We start from the raw sequence: 11,647 nt of genomic DNA, 5'->3' as shown, positions 1-11,647 counted from the left end.
GATGAGCGCAAGGGCGCAAATTGGATAACAATTCGCCAATGCTGGTATTGGGCATCGAAACCACCTGCGACGAAACCGCCGCGGCCGTGATCGAGCGTGCGCCTGACGGCAGCGGCAAGATCCTGTCCAACATCGTGCGGTCGCAGGTCGAGGAGCACGCCCGCTTCGGTGGCGTGGTGCCGGAGATCGCCGCCCGCGCCCATGTCGATCTGCTCGACGGCATCATCGACCGCGCCATGAGTGAGGCCGGCGTCGGCTTCGCCCAGCTGGGCGGTGTCGCCGCGGCGGCGGGGCCGGGGCTGATCGGCGGCGTCATCGTCGGGCTCACCACCGCCAAGGCGATCGCGATGGTGCACGACACTCCGCTGATCGCGGTGAACCATCTGGAGGCGCATGCGCTGACGCCGCGTCTCACCGACGGGATCGAATTCCCCTATTGCCTGTTCCTCGCCTCGGGCGGACATACCCAGATCGTCGCCGTCACTGGCGTCGGCCAGTATGTGCGGCTCGGCACCACGGTCGACGACGCCATTGGCGAGGCCTTCGACAAGGTCGCGAAGATGCTGGGCCTGCCCTATCCCGGCGGTCCGCAGGTCGAACGCGCTGCGGCCAGCGGCGATGCGATGCGCTTCGCCTTCCCGCGCCCGATGCAGGGGCGCCCCGATGCCAATTTCTCGCTGTCGGGCTTGAAGACGGCGGTCCGCAACGAAGCGAGCCGCATCGCCGAGCTCACGCCGCAGGACATCAGCGACCTCTGCGCGAGCTTTCAAGCCGCCGTGCTGGATTCGACGGCGGACCGGCTGAGCGTCGGCCTAAGACTTTTCCGCGAGCAGTTCGGCGCGCCGCGCGCACTCGTGGCCGCCGGCGGCGTTGCCGCCAATCAGGCGATCCGCGGCGCCCTGCTCGATGTCGCGCAGCAAGCTGGGACCCAGCTGATCATGCCGCCGCCCGCGCTCTGCACCGACAACGGCGCGATGATCGCCTGGGCCGGCGCCGAACGCCTCGCGCTCGGCTTGACCGACACGATGGAAGCGCAGCCCCGCGCACGCTGGCTGCTCGACGCCAACGCGACGGCACCGGCGGGTTACGGCAACACGCGGGCGGGATTCTAGTAATGACCGCGTTCGACTCCGTCACCGTGATCGGGGCAGGCGCCTGGGGCACGGCGCTGGCAACCGTGGCGGCGCGGGCAGGACGGAACGTGACGCTGTGGGCGCGCAATGCCGAACATGCGACGCGGATTGCCGCGACGCGCGACAATCCGCGGCTGCCCGGCGTGCGGATCGCTCCTGAGATCGTTGTGACGAGCGATCTGGCGGTCGCCGCGCGTGCCGATATGCTGCTGATCGCAACGCCTGCGCAGCACTTGCGCGGCGCGGTCAACCTGCTGGCCTCGCGCATTGCAAAGCCGATCCCCGTCGTCGCCTGCGCCAAGGGCATCGAGCACGGCACCCACAAATTCATGACTGAGGTGATCGCCGAAGCCGCACCGGGCGCGCAGCCGGCGATCCTGTCCGGCCCGAGCTTTGCCGACGATGTCGCGCGCCGCCTGCCGACCGCGGTAACGCTGGCCGCGAAGGAAGAAGCGCTGGCCAGCGGCCTGGTGCAGGCGCTCGGCTCGGCGACATTCCGTCCCTATCATTCCACTGATATCAGAGGTGTCGAGATCGGCGGCGCGGCCAAGAACGTGCTGGCGATTGCGGTCGGCATCGCGGTCGGGCGCAAGCTCGGTGCCTCGGCCCAGGCCGCGCTGACGACCCGCGGCTTTGCCGAGCTGACACGCCTCGGTCGCGCGCTTGGTGCGCGCAGCGAGACGCTCACGGGCCTGTCCGGGCTCGGCGATCTCATTCTGACCTGTTCGAGCCCGCAATCACGTAATTTCGCGCTGGGCCTCGCGCTGGGCCGCGGCGAGAACCCGCCCGCGGGCAAGCTTGCCGAGGGCGAGTCCACCGCGCCGGTGCTGATCGAGCTTGCGGCTTCGCAAAACATCGAGATGCCGGTATCAGAAGCGGTCGCTTCGATCCTGAGCGGCCGGAGCACGATTGACGCCGCGATCTCGGGGCTGTTGACGCGCCCCTTCAAGGCAGAGGAATGAACATGGCGTACTGGCTGGTGAAATCCGAACCTTCGGTGTGGTCTTGGGACCAGCAGGTGGCGAAGGGCGCCAAGGGCGAGGCCTGGACCGGCGTGCGCAACTTCACCGCACGCCAGAACCTCGTTGCGATGAAGAAGGGCGACAAGGCGTTCTTCTATCATTCCAACGAGGGCAAGGAGATCGTCGGCATCGCGGAGATCATCAAGGAGGCCTATCCGGACCCGACCGACAAGACGGAGAAATTCGTCTGCGTCGACATCAAGGCCGACAAGCCCTTGAAGACGCCGGTGACGATGGCCGCGATCAAAGCCGAGAAGAAGCTCGCAGACATGGCGCTGGTGAAATATTCGCGCCTGTCGGTGCAGCCGGTGACGGCGGAGGAGTGGAAGCTCGTCTGCAAGATGGGTGGGATCTAGTTGGTGCGTAGCGCGGGTGAGCGAAAGCGACATCCGGGACCGATCGATCCGCGTATCGCTGCGCTGATGCGGCTACGATGTCCGAGCTTGCGTCTCCGGCAGCGCAAAAACCTCGCATGGCGCGGCAATGCCGCGCAGCGAATGCGATCCGAGCGCGATGAGGGGCGTATCCGTCTCTGCGGCGAGCGCGCCCGACACGAGCACGGTCCGCCCCAACGGCTTGCATAGCCCTTCGAGCCGACTGGCGAGATTGACGGCGGGACCGATCGCCGTGAAATCGAGCCGGTTGGCGGCGCCGATATTGCCCCAGAGCATCTCGCCGAGATGGAGGGCGGCACCGAACGCGAGCGGCGGCAAGCCCTGGCCGCGGCGCTCCGCGTTGAGATACACCATCCCGGCTTCGGCCGCGCCTGCCGCGCGCAGAGCGGCATCGCAGGCGCGGCGGGGCGACGCCTCGATCACGGGAAAGATCGCGAGCACGCCGTCGCCGATGAATTTCAGCACCTCGCCGCCGAAGGCGTGAACGGCGCCGGCGATGCGGTCGAACCATGCATCGAGCGCCGCGATGACATCGGCCGGCGGATTGGTCTCCGACAAGCTGGTGAAGTTGCGCAAGTCGGCATAGAGCAATGCGGCTTGAATGGTCTCGCCGAGATCGCGTCGCAGCGGCGCCGCCAGCACCCGCTCCGCACTGCGCTTGCCGAGATAGGCGTCCAGCGTCGCCCGCAGCGTGGCACGCGCGGCGAGCACGGCGAGCGGCGTCGCGGCAAAACGTGCGACTTGGCGCAGCTGCTCGATTTCATCTGCGGTGAACAGGCGCGGCCCGATCCAACCGAGCTGCGGCCCATCGCGCCGTCCGACGATATCTTCATGCACCTCACCGCCCGCAATGTCGCGCAGCCAGCGGCGGCCGGCATCGTTGGGCGGGTCCGGTGCCAGCCCGCCCGGCGCAAAGCCGAGCGCTTCGATCACCCGACGGCTATCGGCGCGCCACAACCAGGTCCGCTTCGCGATCAGCGGGTGCGGCACCTCCAGCGTCAGGGCGCCCGCCGCAAGCGGCACGCCATCAGCAACCAGATGGGCGCCGAGTTCCGCAAGCAGGCGGTCCGCCCCAGGACTATCTGAGGCGGCGTCGACAAGCCAGGCGAGCGTCGGAGAGAGCTGCATGGCGCGATCATGACGAAGGCACGCCGTCTTTGTCACGGGCAATCCTTGACGGACCGCGCTGGCGCCGCCATGTCCGAGTGTCAGCCCAGGGATGATCGCCGATGACCGAACCGTTCATAGTGCGACGCGAGACCCAGATCGCCGCCCCGCGCGCGACTGTTTTCGCCTATCTGACCGACCCTGAGAAGATTTTGAGCTGGATGGGTTCCGACGCGACCACGGAGCCGCATCCCGGCGGGCTCTATCTGCTGAAGGGCGTCGGCCCGCGCGGCGGCGTCGCCCGAGGCGCCTTCCGCGAGGTCGTGCCGGTGCATCGTCTCGCCTACACGTTCGGCTGGGAGGGCGGACAGGAGGTGCCGCCCGGTTCGAGCCTGATCGAGATCGACCTGATTGAGCACAACGGCGGCACTTTGATGCGGATGACCCATAGCGGGCTGCCGACGGAAGAGCAGGCGGCCGCGCATGCAAAGGGCTGGGCGCATTATCTGGTACGGCTCACCACGGCAGCCGCGGGCGGCGATCCCGGTCCGGACAAGGGCGTGTCCGAGAAGTCGTAGGGACTGTAGGTGGGCAAAGGCGCACTTGCGCCGTACCCACCATCTATCCCAACACCGCAGCAGAAATGGTGGGCACGCTCCGCTTTGTTTGCCCATCCTACCGGAAGCGCGACACTAAACCGCCGCGGTCGCCACCACCTGGGCCAGAAGCTGCTCGCGCCTCGCCTGCGAGCGCTGACCCTTCATGGTCGCGGCGAAGCGTTCGAGGATGCCGTCCTCGAAGGCGGTGACGATGGTGTCGTGGACGTAGCTCTTGCGGCAAATCGCCGGCGTGTTGGAGAGCTGGTCGGCGGCGGCGCGGATCGCGTCCAGCACCTGCTTCTTGCGGCCGCGCTGGCTGTTCGCCGGCGTGATCCGCGACAGCGATTCCACGACGACGGCAGACGCCATCAGCGTGCGAAAATCCTTCAGCGAGATCTTGATGCCGGCGATCTCGCGCAGAAACGCATTCACCTGCGTGGTATTGACCGCGCGCACGATGCCGTAGGCGTCGCGATACTGGAACATGCGCTTACCCGGGACGCCCCGCAAAATGCCGATGGCGCGCACCAGCTTGGCCGCGTCGCATTCCTTCCGCACCGCCTTGCCGCCCTTCGCCTTGAAGGTCAGCACGAAGCAATCATCTTCCAGCGTGACGTTGGACTTGAGCAGCGTGGTGGCGCCGCGGGTGCCGTTGAGACGGGCATAGGATTCGTTGCCGGGGCGGATCGCGGTGCGGGCGATCAGCTCGATGACGGCCGAGAGCGCGAATTCACGCGTCGGCTCGTCGCCCGACAGGAACGCCGAGACCTTGCGCCGGATCTTTGGCAGCGCGCCGACAAGCTTCTCCAGACGATGCGCCTTGCGGTGCTCGCGGACCTTCTCCCAGTCGGCGTGATAGCGATATTGCAGCCGGCCCGCGGCATCGCGTCCCACGGCCTGGAGATGCGAGCTCGGATCGGCGGAGTAGCGCACCTCGCGATAGGCCGGCGGCACCGCCATGGCGTGCAGCCGGCGGATGGTGCGGGCGTCGCGAATATGCGCACCGTTCGGGCGGACGAAGGAATAGCCCTTGCCGCGCTTGATGCGCCGGATGGTCAGCTCGTTCTGGTCGCCGAGCCGCAGGCCCAGCCCCTTGGCGAGCGCCTCGACCGTCGCCGCCGGTGTCGTGTCGAAGGTCTTTTTGGGGCTGAGACGCCTGAAACCGGCCGGTTTCGGCCATTGTCCGAGGGCTTTGGCGAGGGCAATGGCCGCAGGATCGGCGGAAGCGGGCTGCATCGCCCCGAGATTCTGCTGATCCATCATAGTCTTACGCCTTAGCCTTGCCTGTTATCGATCAATGCGATTGTTCTGATTTTTGTTCCAGGAGCCCTCGTTGGGATCCCGGGTTGGCCATTTAGGGTGTTCCGAACCGTAATGCGAGTCCCGAATCAGTGAGGAAAGGTTCCCAAATACCTCCGTCGGTTGCGTGGCGCCCTGCGCGGGCCTGTTCCGGAGAGTGGGAGAAAGGCCCGAAAGCCGGTCCCCGGCCTGTTTCAGATCTGCGACAGTCGCCCAAGTGGGCTTGATCCTCCGCATGGCCGGCGGCCCGCCGAAGGTCCAGCTTGTGCTCCTTGTCGGGTCCGGTTAGCCCGACGCATAATCATTCAATGATCAAGTCGGCTCGCCAGGCGCCAGCGTTCGGCCTGCCGTATGTGGAGGGAAAGCATGTCCGAGAAGATCTACGACGTACCGGCAGAGTGGGCAAAGCGCGCCTGGGTCGACCAGGCCAAGTACAAGGACATGTACGCGCGCTCGATCTCGGACCCGAACGGTTTCTGGGCGGAGCAAGCCAAGCGCATCGACTGGATGAAGACGCCGACGAAAATCGAGAACGTCTCGTTCGCGCCCGGCAACATCTCGATCAAATGGTTCGAGGACGGCGTCCTCAACGTCGCCCACAATTGCATCGACCGGCATTTGGCCAAGCGCGCCAATCAGACCGCGATCATCTGGGAAGGCGACGATCCCTCACAGTCGCGGCACATCACCTACAAGGAACTGCACGACGAGGTCTGCCGGATGGCCAACATCCTGCGCACCCGCAACGTCAAGAAGGGCGACCGCGTCACCATCTACCTGCCGATGATCCCTGAGGCCGCCTACGCGATGCTGGCCTGCGCGCGGATCGGCGCGATCCATTCCGTGGTGTTCGCCGGCTTCTCCCCCGACAGCCTCGCCCAGCGCATCAACGACTGCCAATCCAAGGTGATCATCACTGCGGACGAAGGCCTGCGCGGCGGCAAGAAGGTGCCGCTGAAGGCCAATGTCGACGCGGCGCTCGCCAAGACCGACGGCGTCGACTGGGTCGTCGTGGTCAAGCGCACCGGCGGCAAGGTCGACATGAACCCGACGCGCGACCTCTGGTACCACGACGCCGCCAAGATGGTGACGACGGAGTGCCCGGCCGAGCACATGCACGCCGAGGATCCGCTATTCATCCTCTACACCTCGGGCTCGACCGGCCAGCCCAAGGGCGTGCTGCACACCTCCGCCGGCTATCTCGTCTATGCCGCGATGACGCATCAATACGTCTTCGACTATCACGACGGCGACGTCTACTGGTGCACCGCCGACGTCGGCTGGGTCACCGGCCACAGCTACATTCTCTACGGACCGCTCTGTAACGGCGCGACCACGCTGATGTTCGAAGGCGTGCCGAATTATCCCGATAATTCCAGATTCTGGAACGTCATCGACAAGCACAAGGTCAACACCTTCTACACCGCGCCGACCGCGATCCGCGCGCTGATGCAGGGCGGCGACGAACCGGTGAAGAAAACCTCGCGCGCCTCGCTGCGCCTGCTCGGCTCTGTCGGCGAGCCGATCAATCCGGAAGCCTGGGAGTGGTATCACCGCGTCGTCGGCGACGAGCGCTGCCCGATCGTCGACACCTGGTGGCAGACCGAGACTGGCGGCATCCTGATCACGCCGCTGCCGGGCGCGATCAAGCTCAAGCCGGGGTCGGCGACGCTGCCGTTCTTCGGCGTGGTGCCGGAGATCGTCGATGCCGACGGCAAGACGCTCGAAGGCGAGACGACGGGCAACCTCTGTCTCACGCGGTCATGGCCGGGCATGATGCGCACGGTCTATGGCGACCACGCCCGGTTCGAGCAGACTTACTTCTCGACCTACAAGGGCAAATACTTCACCGGCGATGGCTGCCGGCGCGACGCCGACGGCTATTACTGGATCACCGGCCGCGTCGACGACGTCATCAACGTTTCCGGCCATCGCATGGGCACCGCTGAAGTCGAGAGCGCGCTGGTCGCCCACGAGAAGGTGTCGGAGGCTGCCGTGGTCGGCTTCCCGCACGACATCAAGGGCCAGGGCATCTACGCCTATGTCACCCTGATGGCCGGCGTCCAGCCGACCGAGGATCTGCGCAAGGAGCTTGTCACCTGGGTACGCAAGGAGATCGGCCCGATCGCCTCGCCGGACCAGATCCAGTTCGCCCCTAGCCTGCCCAAAACCCGCTCCGGCAAAATCATGCGCCGCATCCTGCGCAAGATCGCCGAGGACGAGCCGGGCAGCCTGGGCGACACCTCGACGCTGGCCGATCCGGCCGTGGTCGACGACCTCGTCAAGAACCGGCAGAACCGGAAGTCGGCGTAGGAAGCGGCTCCGTGCCCCGGACGCAGCGCAGCGTGCTCTTCAGCGGTGCGCTGCAGAGCCGGGGCCCATCCTATCCGCACTAGAACTGGGTCCCGGCTCAGCGTCGCGGCGCTGCGCACCGGGCCTTGTCCGGGACACGAGACCTAGCTGCGCTCGGGTTCGCTAACGCCTCCTGAAATAACAGCCGTTCACATCCTCACGCATTCGTCAGGGTGCGCCCCAGGACCTGCGCGGCTTTCCCGCCGAGTGTTGTTTTCAGGTCATTTACTTTATTTCGAACATTTCCTTTGTTCCCGTGCCGGCTGGCCCTTGGCGGCCGCGCGTGGAAACCATCCGGTTAACGAGCGCGGTTAAGAATATCTGGGCAAGCCGCGATTGCCGGGTTCTGCGTAAATTTCTGGACGATCCGTTTGGGGCAAGGGGGAAGCATCGATGTCGATGAGGATTGCGGTGGCGCTGGCCGCCACCATCGGGGCTGGGGTTTTGATGTCGACCGCGGCCGAGGCGCGGCCGGAAATGGTCGGGACGCACCTCGCCGACTATTCGCCGGGCACCATCGTGGTCAAAACCAGCGAGCGCCGGCTCTATCTCATCCTCGATAACGGCCACGCCGTGCGCTATCCGGTTGGCGTCGGCAAGGCCGGCAAGCAATGGGCCGGCACGACGAAGATCGACGGCAAGTATCTCAATCCAGCCTGGGCACCGCCTGCCGAGGTGAAGCGCGACAAGCCGAACATTCCCGACGTCATTCCGGGCGGCTCGCCGCGCAACCCGATGGGCGTTGCGGCGATGACCTTGGCCGGCGGCGAATATGCGATCCACGGCACCAACGTGCCGGGCTCGATCGGCGGCTTCGTCTCCTATGGCTGCATCCGCATGCTCAACGACGACATCACCGATCTCTACGGCCGCGTCTCCGTGGGCACGACGGTGGTCGTGACGCGCTGATCGAAGAGATCGGGAGAGGATTGCGAAAGCCGCGTCTAAAGCGCGACGAGATCAGGATGAATCGTCATCGTGCTTTAGGCTCTTGTTTGAGCATGATCTTTTCGGAAAACCGCTACACACTTTGCGCGAACGCGGCCCTTCGGGTCCGGATCATGCTTTAGCGACGCGGCTTTTTTATTACCAGAAACGCCAGCTGCGCGCACACCAGCCGTCGCGATGGCCGCCATTGTAACTGCGCACGTAACCGCCCGCGAGCAGCGTGGCCGAGACGTTGGCGGTGCGCCGGGTCGCGACATCAGCAAGAATGCGTCCGTATTTGTCGGGCCCGAGATTGGAGATCGTCACATCCCCCTGGCCGAGCAGATTGCGCAGCGCGTCGGTGGCGGCTTCAGCCTTGTTCAGCTCATCCTGGCAGGATGCCTTCAGTTCAGGTGCATCGATGCCGCGCAGGCGAACCCGCACGACGAGATGACCGCCATTGCGCTGATGCACGCGCGCAAGAAAAGTGTCGCCATCGACAGTGCGGAGAACCTCGACCGGTTGGCGAGCGCCGGCATCTCCGGCCTGCTGGAGGACGATGTCGGTCGCCTGCGACTGGCCCTCGGCCCCATGCGGGACCGGCCAGTTCGTGCCGTGTCGGAAGGCAAGCACGACAGCCGTCACGACGCCGACCACGAACATCCAGGGCAACAGCCCGGAGAATCGGCGGTGGAACGGAGAGCCGCTGAACGATGACCGATACGGATTGAGACGATCGCGGGAATGCATTGTCTGACGCTAGAGCTGAGTCGGCAGAACCGGCAAGCCGCGTTCCAAACGCTTTCTAGGGGTTACTGCCTGTAGTTGCACGGAGAGCGATCTTCACAATCCGTTTAGCGCCTGCGTGGTCGCATTGAGTCCCGGCCCGGACCTGTTTCCGGGCCGGTGGTCCTCGCACGATCATAGCGCGGTCTGCATCCCGAGATACCGCCACTTCATGGTTCTGCCGGGCGGGCGCCTGCGGCGCATCGGCCGTACTTCTACGGCCATCGGTGAATATTACCCAAATCTCAATCTTTGGTTGCGCATACCTGATGCGGGACGGAATTGAGGAGAGAGCGGTGGGATTATTCAAGCTTCGCATTGGAACAAAGCTCGGCATCGTCACGGGCATCAACGTTCTTCTGGTCGGCGGTATCCTGACCAACCAGATGCTCGGCAACCAGTCGATCGCGGAGTCCAACCGGCTGGTCATCATCAATTACCTCAACAAAGGCAATGCGCAGGCGGCACAGACGGCGATGGCGCGCGCGCAGCTCGCCGCCCTCGAGCTCGGTTCCGCGCCGTCGGTCGGTGAGGTCGACAAGCTCCTCGAAACTCTCCGCAACCATGCAACCGAGGCCGGTACGGAAATCGACGCCGCAAGGGAGCGGGCGACGCGGAAGGTCACGCAGGATGCCTATCGCGAGGCGAGGAAGTTCGTGGATACTTATCTTGCCAGTGCCGTCGAGCTGGCGGCGGCGCAGAAGGCCGTCATCAATGCTCCCGCCGGCGGCGCCAAGTCCATAGCGGAGACAGCAAAGGCGGGCATTCTCGCAGAACAGATGCGCCCGGCAGCCAAGGAGGTCGGCAAACGCGTCGACGATCTGGTGGGCGTCGCCAACGAATTCGCCGCGCGACGCAAAGGCGAATTGCTGGTCGAACTGGAGCGCGTCGCCAACTTCGCGATCATCGTCGGCGTGTTCGTGATGCTGATGCTGATCGGCTCCGCGGTCTTTTCGGTGTCGAGCATCGCCCGCCCGATCCGGCGCATCGGCGATGTGCTCCTGCAACTCGCCGGCGGCAACAAGGCCGTCGAGATCCCCTATACGGCGCGCGGCGACGAAGTGGGCGACAACGCGCGCGCGGCGCAGACCTTCAAGGACAACCTGATCCGCATCGAGCAGATGGAAGCCGAGCAGAAGCAGCAGGAAGCCGCTGCGGCCGCGCAGCGCAAGGAAGAGATGATCCGGCTCGCCGGCGCATTCGAAGCAGCGGTCGGCGGCATCATCAATTCGGTGTCCGCCGCTTCCCAGCAGCTCGAATCCGCCGCCGGCACGTTGTCGGGCACCGCGGAAGAGACCCAGCAGCTCTCCGGAATGGTGGCAGCGGCCTCCGAGGAGGCATCCACCAATGTCGGCGCCGTGGCGTCGGCCGCCGAAGAAATGAGCACGTCGGTGGTCGAGATCAGCCGTCAGGTCCACGATTCCAGCCGTATCGCCGGCGAAGCGGTGAAGCAGGCCGAGCGCACCGACATCCGCATCAATGAACTGCTCAAGGCCGCGGGCCGGATCGGCGACGTCGTCAAGCTGATCACTGCGATTGCCGAACAGACCAACCTCCTGGCGCTGAACGCCACGATCGAAGCGGCCCGCGCCGGTGAATCCGGCCGCGGATTTGCCGTGGTAGCGAGCGAGGTCAAGGCGCTCGCCGCCCAGACCGCGCGAGCGACCGAGGAAATCGGCACGCAGATCGCCGGCATGCAGGCAGCGACGGAAGATTCCGTCGGCGCGATCAAAGAGATCGGCGCGACCATCGCCAGGATCTCGGACATCTCGACGACCATCGCGGCCACCATCGAGGAGCAGGGAGCCGCGACGTCGGAGATCGCACGCAACGTCAGCGAAGCCGCCAAGGGCACGGTCGAGGTCGCCGACAAGATCGCGCAGGTCAGTCACGGTGCGAGCGCCACCGGCGCGGCATCCGGACAGGTGCTCGCATCGGCGCGCTCGCTGTCCACCGAAAGCGGTCTGTTGAAGGCAGAGGTCGAGAAATTCCTCAATACTGTGCGCGCCGCCTAGATCGGCAACGAA

The 11,647-nt window shown here is 65.5% G+C and carries 10 protein-coding genes; 7 read left to right on the top strand and 3 right to left on the bottom strand.

The genetic code is table 11. The annotated features are described in order from the left end of the window. Positions 1-38 precede the first annotated feature (38 nt). From tsaD to ACNJX8_RS01265, 3 genes are read left to right on the top strand one after another with little or no spacing between them, the layout of a single operon-like run. Entirely contained in the window at positions 39-1,112 is a 1,074-nt protein-coding gene (gene tsaD / locus ACNJX8_RS01275; protein ID WP_439359310.1) for a tRNA (adenosine(37)-N6)-threonylcarbamoyltransferase complex transferase subunit TsaD, read from the top strand. Between the two features lie 2 nt (positions 1,113-1,114). Then, complete coding sequence (locus tag ACNJX8_RS01270) at positions 1,115-2,095, top strand: NAD(P)H-dependent glycerol-3-phosphate dehydrogenase (RefSeq protein WP_439359309.1); 981 nt, start codon at positions 1,115-1,117, stop codon at positions 2,093-2,095. 2 nt (positions 2,096-2,097) lie between these two features. Beyond that, positions 2,098-2,511, top strand: a complete 414-nt coding sequence (locus ACNJX8_RS01265; protein ID WP_091882779.1) for an EVE domain-containing protein — start codon at positions 2,098-2,100, stop codon at positions 2,509-2,511. Positions 2,512-2,583: 72 nt separating this feature from the next. On the opposite strand, the gene ACNJX8_RS01260 is transcribed toward ACNJX8_RS01265, so the two are convergent. After that, the gene (locus tag ACNJX8_RS01260) at positions 2,584-3,678 is read right to left on the bottom strand and encodes an adenylate/guanylate cyclase domain-containing protein (RefSeq protein ID WP_439362050.1); all 1,095 of its coding nucleotides are present in this window, start codon (positions 3,676-3,678) and stop codon (positions 2,584-2,586) included. A gap of 101 nt (positions 3,679-3,779) precedes the next feature. Here ACNJX8_RS01260 and ACNJX8_RS01255 point away from each other — a divergent pair, with 101 nt between their 5' ends. Then, the gene (locus tag ACNJX8_RS01255; RefSeq protein ID WP_128942137.1) at positions 3,780-4,235 is read left to right on the top strand and encodes an SRPBCC family protein; all 456 of its coding nucleotides are present in this window, start codon (positions 3,780-3,782) and stop codon (positions 4,233-4,235) included. A gap of 114 nt (positions 4,236-4,349) precedes the next feature. On the opposite strand, the gene ACNJX8_RS01250 is transcribed toward ACNJX8_RS01255, so the two are convergent. Next, positions 4,350-5,519 (bottom strand): DNA topoisomerase IB, encoded by a 1,170-nt coding sequence (locus ACNJX8_RS01250; protein WP_439359308.1) that lies wholly within the window; start codon positions 5,517-5,519, stop codon positions 4,350-4,352. Positions 5,520-5,921: 402 nt separating this feature from the next. Between ACNJX8_RS01250 and acs the strand changes: the two genes are divergently transcribed. Both acs and ACNJX8_RS01240 read left to right on the top strand, forming a co-directional pair. Then, a complete protein-coding gene (gene acs / locus ACNJX8_RS01245; RefSeq protein WP_439359307.1) occupies positions 5,922-7,868 on the top strand; it encodes an acetate--CoA ligase in 1,947 nt (648 codons plus the stop codon). 432 nt (positions 7,869-8,300) lie between these two features. Continuing rightward, positions 8,301-8,816: a L,D-transpeptidase gene (locus tag ACNJX8_RS01240; RefSeq protein ID WP_128930552.1), complete on the top strand. Its 516-nt coding sequence runs from the start codon at positions 8,301-8,303 to the stop codon at positions 8,814-8,816. A 177-nt stretch (positions 8,817-8,993) separates the two neighbouring features. On the opposite strand, the gene ACNJX8_RS01235 is transcribed toward ACNJX8_RS01240, so the two are convergent. Then, positions 8,994-9,584 (bottom strand): thermonuclease family protein, encoded by a 591-nt coding sequence (locus ACNJX8_RS01235; protein ID WP_439359306.1) that lies wholly within the window; start codon positions 9,582-9,584, stop codon positions 8,994-8,996. A 305-nt stretch (positions 9,585-9,889) separates the two neighbouring features. Here ACNJX8_RS01235 and ACNJX8_RS01230 point away from each other — a divergent pair, with 305 nt between their 5' ends. Then, complete coding sequence (locus ACNJX8_RS01230) at positions 9,890-11,635, top strand: methyl-accepting chemotaxis protein (protein ID WP_249758984.1); 1,746 nt, start codon at positions 9,890-9,892, stop codon at positions 11,633-11,635. Positions 11,636-11,647 lie beyond the last annotated feature (12 nt).

This window comes from Bradyrhizobium sp. SPXBL-04 (genome assembly GCF_051853035.1).
GTDB classification, from domain to species: domain Bacteria; phylum Pseudomonadota; class Alphaproteobacteria; order Rhizobiales; family Xanthobacteraceae; genus Bradyrhizobium; species Bradyrhizobium zhanjiangense.
This window is presented reverse-complemented; position numbering and strand designations above follow the sequence as displayed.